The following is a 21,027-nucleotide window of genomic DNA, read 5'->3' as shown; positions in this document are numbered from 1 at the left end:
TTTCCTTGGGCGTTTCAGGACCGGAAGGCCTCAACCGGCAGAGACTGCTTCCCACAGCAAAACCGCAAGTGGGAGACGGCCATGATTACGACGCTGACCATCCTTTCCTTCGATCAGGGACGCATCTACTCCCCTCCGCCGGAGCCGGTTCCCGAGCTGACGGCTGTCGAAAGCGAAGCAGAGGCAGCCGCCGTTGCTGATACGCAGGACACCAGATACCATCTGCGTTGGTTGGATGTTTCAACTGGATTGCACGCACTTGCGCGTCTGCTTACGCCGACTTTCGGAAGCACACCTTTCGGCAAGGCGCACTAGAAACGAAAAATGCGTCCCTGCTTCTCTCAGGGACGCATTTTATCCACCGCAGGGTGGACCCCGGACGACCGAAACTTTGGTCGGGCTGGGGCAGGGAACTGGAAATCAGGGCCGAAGCTCAAACTTGGAAACGTCGAGCGGCGCCGTTTGTTCCATCGGCACGCCCGCCATGCCCGCGGCAACCGGCTTGACGTCACCGCCGATGACCGCAGCCGTCGTCGAGGCGCGGTCGATGTTATCGGCCGGCTGCGTGGCGGCCGTCATCGGTTCGGCGGGCGCCTTGGTAACGAAAACGACGGGCGAGCCACCCATCCAGCCTTCGGTGCGATAGAGCTTCTTCTCACCGTTGACGTCGCGAATTTCCGAAGACTGCAGCGAGCCAGGCGCCAGCGTCGGTACGGTGTAGTCCTTCTTGCGCTCGACGGTTTCAAGCGGCGGGCAGCTTTGGCAGCTTTCCTTGCTGATGCTCCCGCCATCGGTGCGCGCGTCCTTGCCGACCACCTCGATCGAGGAGGCAAAGGCAGACCCTGCCGCAAACACAGCTATCGCACCCAAGATGACCTGACGCATGGAACACTCCGTCTCACATTGAGAGGAGATTAGCGCGGCTTTGTTTCCATCCCGTCAGGGGAAAGGGTAAAAATTTAGAGAACTGACCCGATTTCGGGTTTGCTCACGCTTTTTCGCGTTCGATCGCGCGCCAGCCGATATCGCGGCGGCAGAAACCGTTGTCCCAATCGACCTTGTCGAGCAGCGCGTAGGCACGCGCCTGCGCCTCGCCGACTGTCTTGCCTGTGGCGGTGACGTTCAGCACGCGGCCACCGGTTGCGACCAGGGCTCCGTCCTTGAGCGCTGTGCCGGCATGAAATACCTTGGCGCCCTCGCCTGCTTCTGGGATATGGCGGATCGGCGTGTTCTTGTCGTAGGAGCCCGGATAGCCCTTCGATGCCATGACGACCGTCAGGGCCGGATCGTCCGTCCAGTCCGCGGACACCTGGTCGAGCGTGCCATTGGCGGTGGCAAAGAGGAGCGGCAGGAGATCGCTCTTCAGTCGCATCATCAGCACCTGGCACTCCGGATCGCCGAAGCGGACGTTGTATTCGATGAGCTCGGGGCCTTTGGCGGTGATCATCAGGCCGGCAAAGAAGACGCCGGAAAAGGGATAGCCGCTTTCGGCCATGCCGCGCATCGTCGGCTCGATGATTTCCTTCATCGTGCGCTCGACCATTTCGGCGGTCATGACAGGCGCCGGGGAATAGGCACCCATGCCGCCGGTGTTCGGACCGGTATCGCCCTCGCCCACCCGCTTGTGATCCTGTGCGGTTGCGAGCGGCAGGACATGTTTGCCGTCGCAAAGGCAGAAGAAGCTTGCTTCCTCGCCGTCGAGATAGGCTTCGACCACGACTTCTGCACCGGCAGCACCGAAGGCGCCCTCGAAGCAATCGTCGACGGCGGCAAGCGCCTCATCGACGGTCATGGCGACGGTCACGCCCTTGCCGGCAGCAAGACCATCGGCCTTGACGACAATCGGCGTGCCCTGCTGGCGGATATAGGCCTTGGCCTTCGGCGCGTTGTTGAAGCGCTGATAAGCGCCGGTCGGAATGTCGTAGCGGGCGCAGATATCCTTGGTGAAGCCCTTCGAGCCCTCGAGCTGGGCCGCGGCCGCCGACGGGCCGAAGACCGCAAAGCCTGCCGCGCGCAGCTTGTCAGCAATGCCGGCGACGAGCGGTGCTTCTGGGCCGACGACGACGAAATCGATCGCCTTATCCTTACAGAGGGCAATGACGGCATCATGGTCGTCGACATTGAGGGCAACCAGGGTCGCGTGCTCTGCAATGCCCGGATTAACGGGCGCGGCATAGAATTCCGTCATGAGAGGCGATTGCGCCAGCTTCCAGGCCAATGCGTGCTCGCGTCCGCCCGATCCGATCAACAGAACCTTCATGCCCGTCCCTTTCACGTTTCCGTCTGGCGGTTAAGGGGAGAGCGCCGAAAGGTCAAGCGCGAATGCTTGCCTCGAGGCTTTACCAGCCGCCACCGCCGCCGCCACCACCCCCGCCACCGGAGAAACCGCCCGACGAGCCGCCGCCGGAAAAGCCGGAGGACGAACTGGACGGCGGTGGCGGAATGGTGGACGCGATCGTCGAGGCCATCGACGAAGAGAAGCCGCCAATGCGATCGGAGAAGTTGCCGCTGCCGAAATTGCCGGAATACCACGAGGGAGCGTAGGCAGCTGCTGCCCCCGCCGCCGCCGCGGCAAGCCATGTCTCGAAGGCGCGCGACCAAGGCTTTTCGACGCCGAGCGCCACCGCATAAGGCAACAGCTTCTCGAAATGCTGGGGCGACATCTGCGGTGCGCCCGCCATGTTCATGCGGTCCTTCTCGGCCAGCGTCATGTACTGACGCAGGCCGTCGATGCCATCCATCAGCTTGGCTCCAAGGGGCGTCGGCGCTCCCATGATGAAGACGTAGAGCAGGTTCAAGAGAATGATGCCGCCGATGGCGAAGAGCATCGGCGTCTCGTGCAGTTCCACCAGAGAGGAGAACAGCGCCAAGGCCAGCGACGACACGATGCTGAAGCCGATGAAGACGGCAAAGGCGATCGCGACCACCGACATGATCTTCGTGCCGAGCGACCGGCCGGGGCGGAACGACTTGGCGAAACCGGCAACGAAGACCGAGATGAACACCACGACGACAACAGGAATGATCATCAGGGCGATGGCATCCGGTTCCAGCGTTCCGAAGACGAAGAGCGCCACCAATGACGCGGCACTGAGCGCGATGCCACCGGTCGTATAGCCGGTATTCGCGTTGTAGTATTGTCCGCGGTGCTCACGCTCTATCGCTGTGCGAAAACTGTCGCCGACCGATTTCACCTTCGTTCCATTAGCCTCATCGATCGTCAGTGAGCCCTTGTTTCCCACAGCGTTGAGCAGGCTGGTTTCCCCCGCTTCCAGCTTTTCCTTGCCAACCGGCTTGTCGGTGCGGCGGATGATGATCGAGTTCTTCAGGTCCTCCAGAACGACATAGCCGCGCACCGCGAGATTGAGGGCCGTTGCCGACAGCGCCGTCCAGCCCTGCCCGGAGAAGCCGCGATTGTCGATGTAGTTCACCAGCGCCGGCGAGATCCCATCAGGCGGATCCCAGCGCGGCACCAGCACACCACGCGCAGGATCGCGGCCAACCTTCAGCCAGGAGCGCGTGTAATAGAGGAAGACCAGAATAAGTCCGCCAAAGCCGAGGAAGTAGTCGCGGTTGTCGCTGAGCCACCAGCGCCGCTCATCGTCAGCGCTCGGCGGATTGATCGAGCCCTTCGGCATCTTGACGGCGATCGTCAGCCCTTCGCCGGCATCGAGCGGCCGGGTCGTCGAGAACAGCAGTCGACCGCCGTCGACGGAAACCTTTGCGTTCCTGTCCGTGGCGCCCTGCGGGCCGGTGAAGAAGGCAGTATCGATCGCGCTGACGCCATCCGGAAGGTTCACCGTCGCCGTCGCCATCAGAATCGGGAAGATCCAGCCATTACCGGTGACGTTCCAATAGAGTTCGTCGTGATCGTCGAAGTAGCGGATCTGGCGATTGGTGCGGTAGGTGAAGACATACTCGTGCCGGCCATAGCTCACGGTAACGTCTTCCGAGCCGGCATAGATGCGGATGCCGCCGCTGATGGATTCGGTGTGCCAGGGCTCGTCGCGGCCATCGCGCTTGACCGAGATGACGTCGAAATCGACCCGGCGTAGGCGGCCCTTTTCATCCTGATAGGTCAGCGGAAAATCGCGGAAGATGCCGCGCCGGATGCGATTGCCTTCGGCATTGACCGAGATCGTCTCCGTCACCGTCATCGCACCGCTCTTCTCCAGCTCGATGTCTGACGCGAAGGCGTTGATCACCTCGGTAGCGATGGCGCCATGCGCCGCAAGCATTAGAAACAGAGCGAAGCAAAGGCCGGAAAGCCGTCGGATCATCATACCCCTCGCCTGCGGCGCCTGGCCGCTTCAGATAATGTCAGCCCTCGTCGGCATAGGTCACGCCAAGCCCTGCCAGCGTCCGCCAATAGGCCGGGAAGGTTTTGCCGACGCAGTCCGGATCGAGGATCGTGACGCCTGCGATCTTCAGGCCGGCGAGCGCAAAGCTCATGGCGATGCGGTGGTCGGCGAAGGTATCGATGTTGGCAGGCAGGCGCTGTCCGGCAAGCGATGGATCGGACTGGACGATCAGGTCGTCGCCCTCCTCGTGAGCGAGACCGGGGCGGATCTGTGTCAGGCCGGTCGAGACGGCGCGGATGCGATCGCATTCCTTGACACGCAGATTTGCGATGCCGACGAAGCGGACCGGCGCCTCGTTGAACGCGGCAAGCACAGCAAGGGTCGGAACCGCGTCCTGCATCTGTGAGCCGTCGATAACGGCCGGAAGATGCGGGAACTGGGCGATCAGATCATAGGCCTTCGCGTCCGGCTGCGTGAACGCGCCGTTTGCAACGCCAAGGTCGATCTTGCCGGATGTCAGCACTTCGGCCGCCCAAAGGTAGGTCGCGGCTGAAGCGTCGGGCTCGACCACGAAGTCGGCCGCCGTGTAGCCCGTCGGCTCGACCCGCCACGTCACCGGGCTCGTCTTCTCGACCTTGGCGCCGAAGGCACGCATGGCCGCTGTTGTCAGATCGATATAACCGAGCGCGCCGATATCCTCGCCGAGCAGTTCGATCGTCACCGGCTTGTCGCCGCCGGCGGCCATCATCAGCAGCGCCGAGACATATTGGCTGGACAGGCCGCCATCGATCTGGATGCGGCTCGCCTCGAAGCGACCGGTACCCTTGACGGTGACGGGCGGGCAGCCGGTTTCGGTCGACGCGTCAATGCCAAGCGAACGCAGCGCCTCGACAAGCGGGCCGATCGGGCGCTTGCGCATATGCTGGTCGCCATCGACGATGACGGTGCCATCCACCAGGGCGGCGGCGGCGGTCAGGAAGCGCGTCGCGGTTCCTGCGTTGCCGAGGAAAAGCGGCACCTGCGGCGGCAGCAGCTTGCCGCTGCCCGTGACGACAAAGCTCGTATCATTCGGCTCTTCGATGATGACGCCCATGGCGCGGAGAGCGTCGGCCATATAGCGGGTGTCGTCGCTCTTCAAAGCGCCGGTCAGGCGGCTGGTGCCCTTGGCGAGACCTGCCAGGAGCAGCGCACGGTTGGTAATCGATTTCGAGCCGGGCGGGACGGCGCGGCCTGTCAGTGGCTTGCCCGGCGGGATGATTGTGAGCTTGTCTTTACTCATTATCTTGTCTTTTCCGTCTTTGCGCGAAGGCCATGTCAGGCCACGATCATGCCCTGCTCATAGCAGTTTTTACGCAAAGGCAAATGGCGGATGTCAGAACTTTACCGTCGGGACGGCGCGATCCGCCTCGTTGGTGATTTCGAAATACTCACGCTTCTGGAAGCCGAACTGGCCAGCAACGAGATTGGACGGGAAGCTCTCGACCTTGACGTTCAGATCACGCGCGGCGCCGTTATAGTAGCGGCGGGCCATCTGGATTTCGCTTTCCATGGTCTCGAGTGAGGTCTGCAGCTCGCGGAAATTCTCGTTCGCCTTCAGGTCGGGATAGGCTTCGGCGAGCGCCAGCACACGCCCCAGTGCCTGCCCGAGCAGGCCTTCCGCCTGGGCGCGGCCCGCAACATCGCCCGTCGGAACGGATTGCGCCTTGTTTCGGAGGGCAACGACCTCTTCGAGCGTCGTCTTCTCGTGCGCGGCATAACCTTTGACCGTCTCGATCAGGTTGGGGATCAGGTCGGCGCGGCGCTTCAGCTGCACGTCAATGCCGGACCAGGCTTCCTCGGCCATCTGCCGCGCGCGAACGAGGCCGTTGTAGATAAAGACGGCATAGAGCGCGATGAGGACGATAAGGCCAAGAATAACATACATTCGCGAATCCCCCGCAACGACCGAAAATATGTCGGGAGACTATGCGGGTTACCGCAGATTGTCATCCCGCATTATCGTGGCGGACTGCCGCTCCTCAAGCGGCAGTTTTTGCTAGGTTCACCCCACCGGCATCCGTCAACAGGAAGGCCTCGCCGCAGGCCTTGGCTAGCGTCCGCACCCGCAGAATGTAGCTCTGACGTTCGGTGACCGAGATGACGCCGCGAGCATCCAACAGATTGAAGACGTGGCTCGCCTTGATGCACTGGTCGTAGGCCGGGAAGACGCACTTGTGCAGCAGCTGATTGGCATTGTCGCCCGGCGCGCCGGCAGCGAGAAGCGCCTGGCACTCCCTTTCGGCATCGATGAAGTGCCGATGCAGCATTTCCGTGTTGGCGTATTCGAAGTTGTGGCGTGAATATTCCTGCTCAGCCTGCAGGAAGACGTCGCCGTAGCTGATCTTTTCGTCGCCTTCGCGGCCGTTGAAGTTCAGGTCGTAGACGTTGTCGACGCCCTGCACGTACATCGCCAGGCGCTCCAGACCATAGGTCAACTCGCCTGAAACAGGCGAGCATTCGATGCCGCAGACCTGCTGGAAATAGGTGAACTGCGAGACTTCCATGCCGTCGCACCAGCACTCCCAGCCGAGACCCCAGGCGCCGAGCGTCGGGCTTTCCCAGTCGTCTTCGACGAAACGGATGTCATGCAGCAACGGATCCAGGCCGATCGCGGCCAGAGAGCCGAGATAGAGCTCCTGCAGGTTCGACGGGTTCGGCTTCAGGATGACCTGGTACTGATAATAGTGCTGCAGACGGTTCGGGTTCTCACCATAGCGGCCGTCCGACGGGCGGCGTGACGGCTGGACGTAGGCGGCCTTCCACGGCTTGGGACCGAGCGCGCGAAGCGTCGTTGCCGGGTGGAACGTACCGGCACCGACTTCCATGTCGTAAGGCTGCAGCACCGCACAACCCTTGTCCGCCCAATAGTTATGGAGCGTGAGGATGAGCGCCTGGAACGAGCGCTTCGGGTTCATGTGGTCGGGAATTGCTGCAGACATGGAACGGCTTCCGAATTCGTACAAAAAGTGCGCGGACAGGTGCCACGCCGCGCCAGACGGGTCAAGGCTTTTGCGGCCCTACTCGTCCTCGTCCTTCTTCAGATGATATTCGCCGGTGACCGGATCCTTGACCAGGGTGCCGATGGCGCCCGTCTGGCGCTCCTTCTCGGCACGGCGGGATCGTTCGGCCAACCGCTGCGCATCGGCAATGAAGCGACGGTAGAGAAGCCAGGCTCCGACCAACAGCACGATGATGATTATCAGTTGCGGCATGATGCCAGCCTTCGCTCCCTCAGAGCCCGTACCGGCTCCACAATGCCTTCTCCTCGGCGGCCTCGACAAGACCGGTCGCAAGACCGGCGCCGGCACCCTCCAGGTTGGCTGACGATATACCCGGAATACGCCTTCCGAAAAGACCGCGCGCGGGCATTACCAGCTCGAGCTTGGTTTTTGCCCCATAGCGGCGCTTCAATTCCTGCCGCATGTCGCCGAGGCCGTCGATCAGGCCCAACTCAAGGCCACGCGTGCCGGTCCAGAAAAGGCCGGAGAAGACGACATCGTCGCTCTTCAGCTTGCCCGCGCGCCGCTCGCGAACCATGGAGATAAAGACCTGATGAATCTCGAGCTGCAGGGTCTTCAGATATTCGATGTCCTTTTCCTTCTCGGGCTGGAACGGATCAAGGATCACCTTGTTCTCCCCAGCCGTGTAGACGCGGCGCTCCACGCCGATCTTCTTCAGAAGTTCCGGAAAGCCGAAGCCACCGGAGACGACGCCGATCGAGCCGACGATGGAGGTGGGATCGGCAATGATCTCGTCGCCGGCAAGCGCGATCATGTAACCGCCGGAGGCCGCAACATCCTCGACGAAGACGAGAACTTTCTTCTGCTTTTCGCGCGCGAGTTCGCGGATGCGGGTGAAGACAAGCCGCGACTGGACGGGGGAGCCGCCGGGAGAATTGAGCGAGATGGCAACCGCCGGCGCATCCTTGAAGCTAAAGGCCTTTTCGAGGACCTGCGCCGCGGAGGCAAGATTGAGGGTCGGCCGGAATTGGCTTCCGCCGCTCATGATCGGGCCGTGCAGCCGGACGACGGGGATCACCACGCCTTCCTTGCGGAAACGCTTCGGCAGCAACCTCTTCAGAAATCCGGCCATTTTCCATCCTTTGCGACAAGATCAGCGGAACGTCTTCCATGTATGCAACGCAGAGACAAACGCAATGCCTGCCGCAGAAAACATCGGGTTACAATTCTTGTTGCGAATGACTTGCATTATCATTCCAATCAGACATACTGGTCGCACTGATAATAGGTGGACACTGCATGGACATCGTAAATCCGAACGCAAAGACCGGCTGGCGACATGAGCGCGAAGAGGCATCGCTTTCCGATGTCTACCGTTCCGTCCAGACGCACAAACAGGGGACGCGCTGGCGCCGCATCGCCGCGTTCCTCGGGCCCGGCTATATGGTGGCCGTCGGTTATATGGACCCCGGCAACTGGGCGACCTCGCTCGCCGGCGGTTCGAAGTTCGGCTATGCGCTGTTGACCGTCGCCCTGCTGTCCAACCTGATGGCAATCGTTCTGCAATCGCTCTGTGCGCGGCTTGCGATCGCCTCCGGCCGCGACCTTGCCCAGGCTTGCCGTGACGCCTATCCGAAATACGTCTCCGTTCCGCTGTGGGCCTTTGCCGAAATAGCCATCATCGCGACCGATATTGCCGAAGTGATTGGCACAGCCATCGGCCTCAATCTGCTGTTCGGCATTCCCCTTGAACTCGGCGTCCTCATCACGTCGCTGGACGTGTTCCTCATCCTCTACCTGCAGAAGATCGGCTTCCGGTGGGTGGAAGCCTTCGTGATCGCCCTGCTCGGCATCATTGCGGTGTGCTTTGGCGTGCAGATCTTCCTTGCCGATCCGGAATGGGGCGCTGTTATCCGGGGCTTCTTCCCGACGACCGAGATCGTTTCCAACCCCGAGATGCTCTATCTCGCGCTCGGCATTCTCGGCGCCACCGTGATGCCGCACAATCTCTATCTGCATTCCGGCATCGTCCAGACCCGCGCCTACGGCCATTCGGTGCCGGAGAAGCGCGAGGCGCTGACCTATGCGACAATCGACTCGACCATTGCGCTCTGCTTCGCGCTCCTGATCAACGCGTCGATCCTGATCCTGGCGGCGGCGGCCTTCCACGCCAACGGCAAGACGGATGTCGTGGAATTGGGCGAAGCATCCTCGCTTCTCTCTCCCTTGCTCGGCCTTGCAATCGCCCCGACGCTTTTTGGCATCGCACTCCTCTGCTGCGGCCTGAATTCGACGGTGACTGCGACGCTTGCGGGCCAGATCGTCATGGAAGGCTTCCTGAAGATCAGGCTCCAGCCGTGGGTGCGTCGCCTGATCACCCGTGCGATCGCCATCATTCCGGCCGCCTTCGTCACCATCTGGTATGGTGACCAGGGGACGGCGGAACTGCTGATCCTGACGCAGGTCGTACTCAGCCTCCAGCTCTCCTTCGCCGTCTTCCCGCTCGTGATGTTTACGGCGAGCAAGGCGAAGATGGGCGCGCTGGTCGCCCCGCGCTGGCTGAGCGCAATCGCCTACGTGATCGCGGTCCTGATTGCCGGCCTGAACGTTAAGCTGCTGTTCGATTTTGTTACTGGCTAGCGCCTGGTATAAGCCGCCCGGCCATTGTTGAGATCGTCAACGAAGGGGGAGAATTTATGCGTCCCCTCCTCGTGCATGATGAGTGGCGCGCGCAGCGAAAGCCGCGCGCGCGACCCTTTTATGGCCGTGACGAGGATGCGGACTGCGTTCTCGCCCTCACGCGGATGGATCGCGGTGACTTCGATGCCGCCGAAACGGCGTCCGCAGGCATCGATGATTTCGGCAATCGATTCCGGCCGAGCGATCAGGGATAGTTGCCCGCCGGGGATCATGATTGACCCGGCAGTGCGCACCCAGCGTTCGAACAGCCCATCCGTCATAGCGTGTGCTTCGGCCTTCAAGGCGTCAGGCGTCCGGCGATCGCCGGCATCGTTGAAGGGCGGGTTCATGATCACATGATGGAAGCTCTCATCGACGAGACCGGCTTCGTTTCGCGCCTTCGCCTTCAGCGTCACGTCCGCCTCGATGACTGAAACGCGGCCCGCCACATGCGCATTTTCAGGCAGGACTATGCTGCGGCGCGCATAGTCGGCCATTTCGCCGGAGCGCTCGAAGAGCACAACCTCGGCAGTCGGCAGCCGCGACGCGACGGCAAGGCCTGCCGCACCGGCGCCGGCACCGAGATCCGCCACCTTGATCGGACGATCGTCGGCAACGAGCGCCGCAAGCAACATTGCATCCATGCCCGAGCGATGCCCCCTGCCCTTCGGCTGCACCACATGGAACAGTCCCCGGTGAAAGGCGTCGATCGTCTCGGCAACATGTCCCGTCATCTCAGGCTCACTTTTGAGCGCGCAGTTCGTCGCCGAGGCCGGCATCCACGAGAATGCGCCGCGCCTGGTCCGCTGCTTCATCATCGACGAGGAGCCGGCGCGGCAGCATGCCGAGCGACCCTTCAAGAATGCTCATGCCCTGATCGGCGATGAAGCAGTGGATCCCCGCATCCTTGAGCAGACTCTCCGCATAAGAGAGCAACACGGGATCATTGGCGCGAATAAGTTCATGCATTTGCCGGAAAATCCCTTTCAAATTTGCGCGACGCGACAATTCACCCCTTGCCGCGCCAATCGCCCCTTTCTATTGTCGAACTCAATAATTTAACAGGAGTCCGGGTCGTTGGGCGTGGTCATACCGCTTGAAGAAAGCAAAAACAAACTGGCATCCGTCAAGCCACTGGTCGATTTGACCAAAGCGGACATGCAACGGGTGAACCAGCTTATTCTCTCCAAGGCCGGTTCCGACGTCCAGATGATCCCCGAGGTGGCCAACCATCTCATCTCGTCCGGCGGCAAGCGTCTCCGTCCGATGCTGACTTTGGCGTCGGCCGCACTGTTCGGCTACAAGGGCGAGAACCATATCAAGCTCGCGACATCGGTCGAGTTCATGCACACCGCGACGCTGCTGCATGACGATGTGGTCGATGAGAGCGACCTTCGCCGCGGCAAGTCCACCGCCCGCATGATCTGGGGCAACCAGGCAAGCGTGCTTGTCGGCGACTTCCTGCTCGGTCAGGCGTTCCGCATGATGGTCGATGTCGGCTCGCTCGATGCGCTTGACGTTCTCTCGTCGGCGGCTTGCGTGATCGCCGAAGGCGAAGTGCTGCAGCTCTCTGTCGCCAAGAACATGGAAACGACGGAAGACGACTACCTCGCCGTTATCCGCGCGAAGACGGCGGCTCTGTTTGCCGCGGCTGCCGAAGTCGGCCCGATCGTCGCCGATGCGGGCAAATCCGGCCGCAACGCGCTGAAGTCCTATGGCATGAACCTCGGCCTTGCCTTCCAGCTCGTCGACGACGCGCTTGATTACGGCGGCAAGGCAGCCGATCTCGGCAAGAATGTCGGCGACGACTTCCGCGAGGGGAAGATCACGCTTCCGGTCATCTTGGCCTATCGCCGCGGGACCGAGGAAGAACGCGCCTTCTGGCGGCAGGCCATCGAAGGCGGCGAAAGCAGCGACCAGCATCTCGAAAAGGCACTTGGCCTGATTACCAAGTACGGCACGCTGAACGATACCATTGCCCGCGCGGTTCACTACGGCACGATCGCACGCGATGCGCTCGCGCCCCTTCCCGACACGGCATGGAAATCGGCTCTGATGGAAGTCATCGACTTCTGCATCGAGCGCGTCAATTAATCGACGGTCACTGATCGCGGACTGATTATATTGCAGGACCGCTTCAAAAAAGCCATCCTGTTGTGAGTCAGTCATTTCAACTGATTTGTAGTCGGACGAGGCCGACTGCCCCGACTAGAGAGGTTTTCTAATGCGGCAAAAACTTGCCATCCGTCTTCTTTCGAGCGCAGCCATGGCAGCGGTCATCTCGCTGGCAGCGCTCGGCGGCGTGAATGCCGAAGAGACGGCCAAGAAGGACGATGCCGCCACAGTAATCTTCGATCCGGATAGCGTCACGAGCTTCTCCGGCGCATTTTTGGCTGCCCGGACTGCCGACGTCGATCACGATTACGAGACGGCGATTGAACTCTACAAGAAGGCGTTACAGATCGAGCCGGGCAATCCGGAAATCCGTCAGCGCCTGATGATCTCGCTGCTTCTGAATGGCGACATTAAGGACGGCGTGAAATACGCCAACGACTTGAAGGGTGATCCGACGGTCGAGCGCATTACCACGATCGTGCGGAGCATGGATGCCATTCGTCGCGGCGAATTCAAGACGGCCGAGTCGCTCCTGAAATATACCGGACCGAACGATCTCGACCGGATGATGAACGATCTGCTCGCCGCTTGGGCTCGCGTCGGCGCCGGGCGCGGTAAGGATGCGCTGGCCATGGTCCAGAAGATGAAGGGACCGGATTGGGTCGGCATCTTCAAGTCCTATAACGCCGGCGCAATCGCCGTCGTGAACGGTGACATCAGGGCCGCTCGGCAGAACCTCAACGACGCTGTGCTCGACAAGGATGGCGGTGCGACCGCTCCTGATACCTTCATGCGCGCCGTCATGGCTCTCGCCCGACTGGAAGCCTCGCAGGGCAACAAGCAGAAGGCACTCGACGCGATTTCCGTCGGCGATAACCTACTGCCGAATTACGCGCCGCTGAACGCACTGCGACAGAGCATCGAAAAAGGCGAAAAGCAGGAACAGCAGATCCAGACCGCCAAGCAGGGCGCTGCTGGCGTGCTCTTCTCCATCGGTGGCGCGCTGAACCGCGATGGCGCCGAAGATATCGTTTCGCTTTACCTGCAGACCGCCAAGACGCTGGATCCGGATAGCGCCGATACGCTCGTCATGCTCGGCGGCATTGCTGAGAAGCAGGAGCAGATGGACCGCGCGATCGCGCTCTACAAGCAAGTGCCCGAGAACTCGCCGATGCGCCGCATCTCCGAGCTGCAGTTGGGCCTCGCTCTTGCACAGGGCGGCAAGGTTGAAGAGGCGCGCAAGCACCTTCAGAGCCTGATCGCCTCCGATCCGAAGGACATTCGCAGCTACCTCGCCTATGGCAGCGTGCTGTCGGATGCGAAGGACTATGTCGCCATGGCCGACAACTACGACAAGGCCGTCGAAGTCCTCGGTCCGCTGCCGGGCAAGGGCGCATGGACCGTCTTCTTCCAGCGCGGCATTGCCTATGAACGCCTGAAGAAATGGGACCAGGCCGAGCCGAATTTCCGCAAGGCGCTGGAGCTCAACCCCGACCAGCCACAGGTTCTCAACTACCTCGGCTACTCCTGGATCGACATGAACCGGAACCTCGACGAGGGGCTGGCGATGATCAAGAAGGCAGTGGATCTGCGCCCGGACGATGGCTACATCATCGATTCTCTCGGCTGGGCCTATTTCCGGCTGAACCGCTTCGACGATGCGGTCGAGGAATTGGAGAAGGCCGCACAGATCAAGGCCGGAGACGCGACGATCAACGACCATCTCGGCGACGCCTACTGGCGTGTCGGACGCAAGCTTGAGGCCGTCTACCAATGGAACCGTGCGCTCGGCTCCGACCCCGAGGCATCCGAGATCCCGAAGATCAAGGAGAAGATCGCCAACGGCTTGCCGCAGGATACCGACATCTCCAAAGCCGCTGACAAGAAGCAGCCCGATCCGGCGCCGGTCGAACCGAAGCCCACGGACAAGAAGTCCTGATAGGCGATGCCCGCAGCGAGTATGCGCGATGACTTGATCGTCATCGAGGAGGCTCCGGCAAAAATCAATCTGGCCCTGCATGTGACGGGCCAGAAATCCGACGGCTACCATCTGCTCGATATGCTGGTGACCTTCACCCGGCATGGCGATCGGCTGGAATTTACGCCGGCAGATAAGGACGAGTTTGTGATGTCGGGTCGTTTCGCCGAGGCGCTTGGCGACAGCAGCGACAACAATCTTGTCCTCAAGACCCGGGACGCGCTCCGCGAGGCCATCGCTCGCGAGAGTGGCTCTGCTCCCGCTGTTCGCATCCATCTCCGGAAGAACCTGCCGATTGCGTCCGGAATCGGCGGCGGCTCCGCGGACGCGGCAGCGACGCTTCGCGGCTTGATGCGGCTCTGGAACGCTTCTTTTCCCCGCGCGACGATCGAGGCGATCGCGCTTCGGCTTGGCGCCGACGTGCCAATGTGCCTGGCGAGCAGACCGCTGATCGCCCGTGGCGTTGGCGAGCAAATCACGCCGGTCGACGACATGCCGGCCTTTGCAATGGTGCTGGCAAACCCGTTGAGAGGCGTATCGACGCCCGAGATTTTTCGAGGCCTGACGAATAAGACCAATCCGCGGCTCGACATGACGCCGCGTTCGACCTGGCTCGAGACGCTAGGCTCGATGCGCAATGACCTTGAGCCAGTCGCCCGGGGTCTGCTGCCCGAAATTGCCGAGATCTCGGCGATGCTCAAGAAGCAGGGCGCCTCCTTCGCCCGCATGTCTGGTTCCGGCGCGACCTGCTACGGCATCTTCGATACGCTCACAGCGGCTGAAGACGCGGCCACCGCGCTTCACAGCGAACGGCCGGACTGGTATTTCGAAGCAACGGAAACGATCGCTGGAGGGCATGATGCCAGGACTGGATGAAACGCGCCCCTTCATTCCCGTCGGCATTGCGGTGCTGACGGTCTCGGATACGCGGACGCTTGCCGATGACCGTTCTGGCGATACGTTGGTTTCCAGGATCACGGAGGCCGGTCACCGGTTGATTGACCGCGCGATCGTCCCCGATGACCGGCAGGCTATCGCTTCGCGCGTCAAGGCCTGGACCGAACGCGACGATATCGACGTCGTCATCACCACCGGGGGAACCGGCTTTACCGGCCGCGACGTTACGCCAGAAGCTCTGGAGCCGCTTTTCGAGAAGAAGATGGATGGCTTTTCAGCTGTCTTCCACCGCATCTCCTACGAGAAGATCGGCACCTCGACGATCCAGTCCCGAGCCACGGCGGGCGTTGCCAACGCAACCTTTATTTTCGCGCTGCCAGGGTCCCCCGGCGCCTGCAAGGATGCCTGGGACAGCATACTAAAATCACAGCTCGACTACCGCCATATGCCCTGCAATTTCGTGGAGATCATGTCACGCCTCGATGAGCATTTGAAGCGCGGTGCCAGCAAGTAACGGATTGCTCCGGCATACAACTTACAGTTCTATGTACCGATGCCCGGCAGGACAGGCATCGACTCCCAGCTATCACCCGACAGCAGGATGCAGCTCACGCCATGAACATCCGTGATAAGCAGGGTCCACGTGCCACTCTGCGCGGCATAGACCTCAAGCATGGCGTTCTGGTTGATCAACCCGACTGCCGTCAGCCTCTCGGCAAAGTTCTTGTCGAGGAAATTGACGACTTCGGATCGGCCTGCGCAACTGCGCATCATCTGCGATGCTGCCGAATGCGGATGCGCGATCATCGATGTCGTCAATATGACGGCCAAGAAAAGGCCGCGGATCATATTGCGTTTCATGACGCACCTCCTTTGCCGGAAACCGGCAGAAGAGGAGACTTCCGCTGACCTGCTCTGCCGTCTGCCGGCATTCCATGGTCGACCGTCACGAAGCGAGGCGCTCGGGCGGCGCCATGCGCGAATTATAGCGCAAAATTGTATCGGGCGCCATCATTTGCGGGGAAATGAGGGAGGATGACGCGCCGCTATCGTGCGGCGCGCGCGACCCAGGATGGAATCAGTTCGCTGGAAAGCTTCCGCAGCTTTTGCCCTTTCGCGAATTCTGAGAGGCGCATTCCGCTTCTTGCCGCGGCCAATGCCTGCTTCTTGGGGAGGAGAAGGCCAAGCTCCAGCGGCGACGAGGCCCGACCGATGCGCTGCAGGAAAGGACGTCGATATCCTCGCGAAGCCGTGAAGCGCGCCGGCAGTTTGTTCAGAGCCATGTACTCGGCAATCTCGTCGATCCAGCCGGTCTGCGGTCGCGCTCCCGGCTCGACGAAAAGCAGCCACTCGCCCCGCACCGACCGAACGATGTCCTTGATATCCCATTGCGAATGGAAGCGGCAGCCGGCGGCGTCGGCCACCCTCGACGTCCCATCCCGCGAGCCGTGGTCCAGCACCACGACGTCACTGACAAGCCCCTCCACTGCGCCTGCAACCAACACCGATAACGTCTGCGCCAGCTCAGGCTCCTGATCCTGGCATTCAAGTACAACAGTCAACATCGCCTATTCATAAAGCGCCGCCCAAAAATTTGCCAGCGGCACTTTCCTTATTTTGTTCTTGCATTGTTCTCATTTTGCCGATAGGAATTTAATCATCAAAACGGCGGGAAGCAAAGCTTCCGCCAGCGGAGAATCCGATGAAAGAGCAGTCCCTTGCAGGGCAGGCCGCATTTGCGCCTGCCAACACGGCAGATATTGCCGATGCGATGATCGTATCTGCCGGTCTGCGGATCGATGTGGACCGTCGCCGCGGACGTGCGGCCGGACTCAATCCGAGTGGACGTTTCGAGCCTCTGCGTCGGGAGACCTTCGATGATGGTTGGCAGAACCTTGAGGAACTGCCGCCGTTCAAGACCGAGGTGCAGATCGAAAAGCCGCGAACGGCCATCACCCGCAACGAGTCGCCCGACATTCCCTTTGACCGCTCGATCAACCCCTACCGCGGCTGCGAGCATGGCTGCATCTACTGCTTTGCGCGACCGACGCATGCCTATATGGGCCTTTCCGCCGGTCTGGACTTCGAGGCCAAGCTCTTCGCCAAACCGGATGCTGCGAAGCTCCTGGAGCGCGAATTGGCGAAGCCGGGCTATAAGCCACGCGTCATCGCGATCGGAACCAATACCGATCCCTATCAGCCGATCGAGAAGGAATGGCGCATCATGCGGCAGATTCTTGAGGTGCTGGAAAAGGCAAACCATCCGGTTTCGATCGTAACCAAGTCGGCAATGATCATGCGCGACCTCGACATTCTCTCGGCGATGGCGGAGAAGAACCTTGTCCGTGTTTCGCTGTCGGTGACGACGCTCGACCGAAAGCTGGCGCGGACCATGGAACCCCGCGCCTCGACGCCGACGCGTCGGCTGGAGGCCATTCGCGCGCTTTCCGAGGCAGGAATCCAGACATCGGTGATGGCTGCCCCAATGATTCCGGCACTCAACGACCACGAGCTTGAACGCATTCTGGATTCGGCGCACGCGGCGGGTGCGACAGAGGCGAGTTATGTGATCCTGCGCCTGCCCCTCGAAGTGTCGCCGCTGTTTCGCGACTGGCTGCTGCAAAATTATCCCGACCGCTACCGCCACGTCATGGCACTGGTCCGCTCGATGCGCGGTGGCAAGGACTACGATGCGGAGTTCGGCAAGCGAATGAAAGGTGCCGGACCCTATGCCTGGCAGATTGCACGCCGTTTCGAGATGGCGACGAATCGACTCGGCATGACCCGCCGCAGCATGCCGTTGCGGGATGATCTCTTCGTTCCGCCCGATGGTAGCGGGGTGCAGCTTTCGCTGCTTTGATATTTGAGCTTCGCGGATGGTCGCCCTGCCCTTCCGCGCTCGAGTCCCCGGCCCGCCGCCCTGATTCGGGGACTTGCAGGAAATCGGGTTGGCGTGCGAGGTTCAGCCGCATGAAACGTCGCACGTCACCCGATTCTCCTATGCTTTTCGAAGATGTCCCCCTCGTGCCGGATTTCCGGCTGGAGCTGAAGGCGCGCAAGGCCGGCCATTGGCCAGTTGCCGGCGCCGATGAAGCTGGGAGGGGGCCGCTGGCCGGCCCCGTGGTGGCAGCCGCCGTCATTCTCGACCCCAAGCGTATTCCCGACGGCCTGAACGACTCGAAGCAGCTTTCGGCGCAGAAGCGCGAGGAGCTTTTCGTTCAGATTCTTGCAACGGCAACGGTGTCTATCGCCTCCTCGAGTTCGACCCGCATCGACGAGACCGATATCCGCAAGGCCAGCCTCGACGCCATGCGCCGCGCCATCTGTGGTTTATCTGTCCCTGCAAGCTATGTCCTGACGGATGGGCTCGACGTTCCGCCCGGGCTCGACTGCCCGGGGCAGGCGGTGGTCAAGGGTGATGCGCGTTCGGTCTCCATCGCCGCCGCCTCCATTGTCGCCAAGGTGACGCGGGACCGGATGATGGCACGAGCTGACAGCACCTTCCCCGTCTATGGCTTTGCCGCGCATGCCGGCTATGGCACAGCACAGCACCGGGCTGGCATCGAGAAGAATGGCCCCTGTTCGCTGCACCGCATGACTTTCAGCCCGCTGAAAAAGCTGCCTGGCGACATAGGTAGCGACTGACCCGTCCGCAACCGATCAGCATCGGCCCAAAACAAAAAGCCCCGCATTGCGGGGCTTCTTCGAAAGCGAGATGCTTACCTTAGTTGAGGCGGCTCTTGACCTGGCCGAGGGCGTCGCTGAAGAGCTCGGACTGAACCTTCGTATCGGCCTTCTTCGCCAGAACATTTCCGGCGGCGGCAATTGCCAGATCGACGGCGGCGGAACGGACCGCCTTCATCGCATCGGCTTCCGCCTGCTTGATCTTCTGTTCGGAAACCGCGGTGCGGTTCGCGACGAATTCTTCCGTCTTCTTCTTGGCTTCAGCGGTCAGCATTTCGGCTTCGCGCTCGGCCGCAGCAACGATGTGCGCGGCTTCGGCTTCAGCTTCCTTACGCTTGCGCTGATACTCAGCCAGCAAATGCTGCGCCTCTTCGCGCAGGCGCTTGGCTTCCGACAGTTCGTTGCGGATCTGATCGGCACGGTCGTCGAGCGACTTCGCCATCATGCCAGGAACCTTGAGGTAGACAACCAGCGCCAGGAAGATGAACAGGCCGATCATCGCGAAGAATGTTGCGTCCAATGCAAATTCCATCGATCAAGCCCCCTTCTTGATGTCGGCAACAGCAGCGGCAATATCTGCCTTTGCCGAGGTGCCGATCAGCTGTTCCACAACAGCCGTTGCGGTTTCTTCCGCAATGGTTCCGACGTCAGCGAAAGCCTTCGCCTTGATGTCGGCGATGCGCCCTTCCGCAGCCTTGAGCTTTTCAGCCAAGCCTGCTTCAACAGCCTTGCGGTCGGCTTCCGCCTTCAGCTTGGCAGCGTCGCGAGCGGCAGTACCGATCGCGTTCGACTTGGCACGAGCCGCAGCCAATTCGGCTTCGTAAGCGGCAACGTCGGCGTCGGCTTCCGCCTTCAGGCGGCTTGCCTCATCGAGATCCTGCGAGATGCGGCTGTGACGCTGCTCGAGGATATTGCCGATGCGCGGCGCGATGACCTTTTGCATGAGCACGAAGAAGACAACAAACGTGATCGCCAGCCATAGCAGCTGCGAGGCGTAAGTCGTCGAATCGAAAGGCGGGAATACGCCGCCACCATGATGCTCGGCTGGTACGCCGGTCTCGGTGTGGACATCGCCTGCTGCCGGGGCGGCATGCGTGTCTGTACCGGTTGCTGCACCAGTTTCTGCGGTTCCAGCCGGGGCCTCTTCGGCGTAAGCCGGGGTCACAAAAAACATGCTCACCTCCAGGTGTACTGCAAATGCAAAGGATCACGGCATGCGGGCTGCAGGCCGTGATCCTTCAATGCGCCTGTATTAAACGGCGAAGAGCAGGAGGAGAGCGACGAGCAGCGAGAAGATGCCCAGAGCTTCCGTAACGGCGAAGCCGAAAACCAGACGGCCGAACTGGCTGTCAGCTGCAGACGGGTTGCGCAGAGCGCCGGACAGGTAGCTGCCGAAGATGTTGCCGAGGCCGAGAGCCGTACCGGCCATACCAAAGCAAGCCAGACCTGCACCGATGAACTTTGCTGCTTCCGCTTCCATGTTGAACTCCTTTGAAATGGTTGTGTTGCGGCGAAATTGACTGACGCCCTTGGACGTCAATGTCGGTATCCCTTAGTGGCCACCCGGATGGATCGCGTCGTTGAGGTACATGCAAGTCAGGACCGCAAAGACGTAAGCCTGGAGGAAGGCGACGAGGAACTCGAGACCCGTCAGGGCGACGGTCATGAGGAGAGGAAGGACAGCGCCACCGATACCGACTGCACCCAGCGCTCCAAGCGAGGCGACGAAGCCTGCGAACACCTTCAGGGTGATGTGACCAGCCAGCATGTTGGCGAAAAGACGAACGGAGAGCGAAATCGGACGGGACAGGAAGGAAATGATTTCGATCGTCACAACGAGGGGCAAAAGAATGCCAGGAACGCCCGACGGGACAAAGACATTCAGGAAGTGGAAGCCATGCTTGTAGAAGCCGTAGACGAGAACCGTGCCGATGACGAGCAGCGCCAGCGCGAAGGTGACGATGATCTGGCTGGTGACCGTAAAGAAGTACGGGAACATGCCGAGCAGGTTTGCCGTCAATACGAACATGAAGAGCGAGAAGACCAATGGGAAGAATTTCATCCCCTTGGATCCGGCGCCTTCCTTCAGCATGTTGGCGATGAACTCGTAGGACATCTCCGCAACCGACTGGGAGCGACCCGGCACGATCGCCCGGTTCGACGTCGAGAAATAGAGGAAGCCAGCGGCAACGGCAGCGGACGCCACCATGAAGAGCGATGCATTCGTAAACGAAAAATCAATTCCGCCGACTTCGATCGGCACAATCTTCTGGATCAGGAACTGATGGGTCGGATCGTTAGACACCGCTTGTTCTCTCTATCTTTAGCCCGCGCAAGACGGGATTATTGCACTGGATCGAACGCCGGAGCGCCC

24 protein-coding genes are annotated in these 21,027 nt (G+C 61.1%); 8 read left to right on the top strand and 16 right to left on the bottom strand.

Annotated features, from left to right (window positions below; all coding sequences use genetic code 11):
* Nucleotides 1–81 precede the first annotated feature (81 nt).
* Nucleotides 82–315: a hypothetical protein gene (locus tag ATY79_RS24095; protein ID WP_088694578.1), complete on the top strand. Its 234-nt coding sequence runs from the start codon at nt 82–84 to the stop codon at nt 313–315.
* Between the two features lie 105 nt (nt 316–420).
* On the opposite strand, the gene ATY79_RS24090 is transcribed toward ATY79_RS24095, so the two are convergent.
* The 8 genes from ATY79_RS24090 to ATY79_RS24055 form a co-directional block, all read right to left on the bottom strand.
* A complete protein-coding gene (locus ATY79_RS24090) occupies nt 421–885 on the bottom strand; it encodes a plant virulence effector HPE1-like domain-containing protein (protein ID WP_088694579.1) in 465 nt (154 codons plus the stop codon).
* Nucleotides 886–988: 103 nt separating this feature from the next.
* Nucleotides 989–2,260 carry a phosphoribosylamine--glycine ligase gene (gene purD, locus ATY79_RS24085; protein WP_088705091.1) on the bottom strand — a complete coding sequence of 424 codons (1,272 nt, stop codon included), beginning with the start codon at nt 2,258–2,260 and terminating at the stop codon, nt 989–991.
* Between the two features lie 79 nt (nt 2,261–2,339).
* Complete coding sequence (locus ATY79_RS24080; RefSeq protein WP_088705141.1) at nt 2,340–4,280, bottom strand: DUF2207 domain-containing protein; 1,941 nt, start codon at nt 4,278–4,280, stop codon at nt 2,340–2,342.
* Between the two features lie 40 nt (nt 4,281–4,320).
* Nucleotides 4,321–5,580: a 3-phosphoshikimate 1-carboxyvinyltransferase gene (aroA, locus tag ATY79_RS24075; RefSeq protein ID WP_088694581.1), complete on the bottom strand. Its 1,260-nt coding sequence runs from the start codon at nt 5,578–5,580 to the stop codon at nt 4,321–4,323.
* A gap of 93 nt (nt 5,581–5,673) precedes the next feature.
* Nucleotides 5,674–6,225 carry a LemA family protein gene (locus ATY79_RS24070; RefSeq protein ID WP_088705090.1) on the bottom strand — a complete coding sequence of 184 codons (552 nt, stop codon included), beginning with the start codon at nt 6,223–6,225 and terminating at the stop codon, nt 5,674–5,676.
* A gap of 94 nt (nt 6,226–6,319) precedes the next feature.
* Nucleotides 6,320–7,279: a glycine--tRNA ligase subunit alpha gene (locus ATY79_RS24065; RefSeq protein WP_088694583.1), complete on the bottom strand. Its 960-nt coding sequence runs from the start codon at nt 7,277–7,279 to the stop codon at nt 6,320–6,322.
* Nucleotides 7,280–7,357: 78 nt separating this feature from the next.
* The gene (locus ATY79_RS24060; protein ID WP_088694584.1) at nt 7,358–7,552 is read right to left on the bottom strand and encodes a hypothetical protein; all 195 of its coding nucleotides are present in this window, start codon (nt 7,550–7,552) and stop codon (nt 7,358–7,360) included.
* Between the two features lie 19 nt (nt 7,553–7,571).
* Entirely contained in the window at nt 7,572–8,432 is an 861-nt protein-coding gene (locus tag ATY79_RS24055; protein WP_088705089.1) for a S49 family peptidase, read from the bottom strand.
* Nucleotides 8,433–8,599: 167 nt separating this feature from the next.
* On the opposite strand from ATY79_RS24055, the gene ATY79_RS24050 reads away from it, so the two are divergent.
* The gene (locus ATY79_RS24050; RefSeq protein WP_088705088.1) at nt 8,600–9,940 is read left to right on the top strand and encodes an Nramp family divalent metal transporter; all 1,341 of its coding nucleotides are present in this window, start codon (nt 8,600–8,602) and stop codon (nt 9,938–9,940) included.
* On the opposite strand, the gene ATY79_RS24045 is transcribed toward ATY79_RS24050, so the two are convergent.
* Together ATY79_RS24045 and ATY79_RS24040 are read right to left on the bottom strand one after the other, a co-directional pair.
* Complete coding sequence (locus ATY79_RS24045; RefSeq protein WP_088694587.1) at nt 9,937–10,713, bottom strand: methyltransferase; 777 nt, start codon at nt 10,711–10,713, stop codon at nt 9,937–9,939. The genes ATY79_RS24050 and ATY79_RS24045 overlap by 4 nt on opposite strands.
* 7 nt (nt 10,714–10,720) lie before the next feature.
* A complete protein-coding gene (locus ATY79_RS24040) occupies nt 10,721–10,948 on the bottom strand; it encodes a DUF2007 domain-containing protein (RefSeq protein ID WP_088694588.1) in 228 nt (75 codons plus the stop codon).
* A 108-nt stretch (nt 10,949–11,056) separates the two neighbouring features.
* Here ATY79_RS24040 and ATY79_RS24035 point away from each other — a divergent pair, with 108 nt between their 5' ends.
* The 4 genes from ATY79_RS24035 to moaB all read left to right on the top strand — a co-directional run bounded on the left by ATY79_RS24035 (nt 11,057) and on the right by moaB (nt 15,483).
* The gene (locus ATY79_RS24035) at nt 11,057–12,073 is read left to right on the top strand and encodes a polyprenyl synthetase family protein (protein ID WP_088694589.1); all 1,017 of its coding nucleotides are present in this window, start codon (nt 11,057–11,059) and stop codon (nt 12,071–12,073) included.
* Nucleotides 12,074–12,203: 130 nt separating this feature from the next.
* On the top strand, nt 12,204–14,033 hold the full coding sequence (locus tag ATY79_RS24030) for a tetratricopeptide repeat protein (protein WP_088705087.1): 1,830 nt from the start codon (nt 12,204–12,206) through the stop codon (nt 14,031–14,033).
* Between the two features lie 6 nt (nt 14,034–14,039).
* Complete coding sequence (locus ATY79_RS24025; RefSeq protein ID WP_088705086.1) at nt 14,040–14,948, top strand: 4-(cytidine 5'-diphospho)-2-C-methyl-D-erythritol kinase; 909 nt, start codon at nt 14,040–14,042, stop codon at nt 14,946–14,948.
* Nucleotides 14,932–15,483, top strand: a complete 552-nt coding sequence (moaB, locus tag ATY79_RS24020; RefSeq protein ID WP_088705085.1) for a molybdenum cofactor biosynthesis protein B — start codon at nt 14,932–14,934, stop codon at nt 15,481–15,483. Before ATY79_RS24025 ends, moaB begins: the two co-directional genes overlap by 17 nt.
* 29 nt (nt 15,484–15,512) lie before the next feature.
* Here moaB and ATY79_RS24015 read toward each other — a convergent pair whose 3' ends face one another.
* Both ATY79_RS24015 and ATY79_RS24010 read right to left on the bottom strand, forming a co-directional pair.
* On the bottom strand, nt 15,513–15,830 hold the full coding sequence (locus tag ATY79_RS24015) for a hypothetical protein (protein WP_088705084.1): 318 nt from the start codon (nt 15,828–15,830) through the stop codon (nt 15,513–15,515).
* 185 nt (nt 15,831–16,015) lie between these two features.
* Nucleotides 16,016–16,534: a glycosyl transferase gene (locus tag ATY79_RS24010; protein WP_088694594.1), complete on the bottom strand. Its 519-nt coding sequence runs from the start codon at nt 16,532–16,534 to the stop codon at nt 16,016–16,018.
* A gap of 137 nt (nt 16,535–16,671) precedes the next feature.
* Here ATY79_RS24010 and ATY79_RS24005 point away from each other — a divergent pair, with 137 nt between their 5' ends.
* Both ATY79_RS24005 and ATY79_RS24000 read left to right on the top strand, forming a co-directional pair.
* Nucleotides 16,672–17,829: a PA0069 family radical SAM protein gene (locus ATY79_RS24005; protein WP_088694595.1), complete on the top strand. Its 1,158-nt coding sequence runs from the start codon at nt 16,672–16,674 to the stop codon at nt 17,827–17,829.
* Nucleotides 17,830–17,939: 110 nt separating this feature from the next.
* Nucleotides 17,940–18,614, top strand: a complete 675-nt coding sequence (locus tag ATY79_RS24000; protein WP_088694596.1) for a ribonuclease HII — start codon at nt 17,940–17,942, stop codon at nt 18,612–18,614.
* A gap of 79 nt (nt 18,615–18,693) precedes the next feature.
* On the opposite strand, the gene ATY79_RS23995 is transcribed toward ATY79_RS24000, so the two are convergent.
* From ATY79_RS23995 to ATY79_RS23980, 4 genes are all read right to left on the bottom strand, one after another.
* Nucleotides 18,694–19,185: a F0F1 ATP synthase subunit B gene (locus tag ATY79_RS23995; RefSeq protein WP_088694597.1), complete on the bottom strand. Its 492-nt coding sequence runs from the start codon at nt 19,183–19,185 to the stop codon at nt 18,694–18,696.
* A gap of 3 nt (nt 19,186–19,188) precedes the next feature.
* Nucleotides 19,189–19,827, bottom strand: coding sequence for a F0F1 ATP synthase subunit B (locus tag ATY79_RS23990; RefSeq protein ID WP_088694598.1), 639 nt, complete (start codon nt 19,825–19,827; stop codon nt 19,189–19,191).
* Between the two features lie 78 nt (nt 19,828–19,905).
* Entirely contained in the window at nt 19,906–20,133 is a 228-nt protein-coding gene (locus tag ATY79_RS23985; RefSeq protein WP_003588243.1) for a F0F1 ATP synthase subunit C, read from the bottom strand.
* A gap of 72 nt (nt 20,134–20,205) precedes the next feature.
* Nucleotides 20,206–20,958 (bottom strand): F0F1 ATP synthase subunit A, encoded by a 753-nt coding sequence (locus ATY79_RS23980; protein ID WP_088694599.1) that lies wholly within the window; start codon nt 20,956–20,958, stop codon nt 20,206–20,208.
* Nucleotides 20,959–21,027 lie beyond the last annotated feature (69 nt).

The organism is Rhizobium sp. R693 (assembly GCF_002211315.1).
In the GTDB taxonomy this organism is placed as follows: domain Bacteria; phylum Pseudomonadota; class Alphaproteobacteria; order Rhizobiales; family Rhizobiaceae; genus Rhizobium.
The sequence above is the reverse complement of the archived record's forward strand: the minus strand, read 5'-3'. Positions and strand labels throughout refer to the sequence as shown.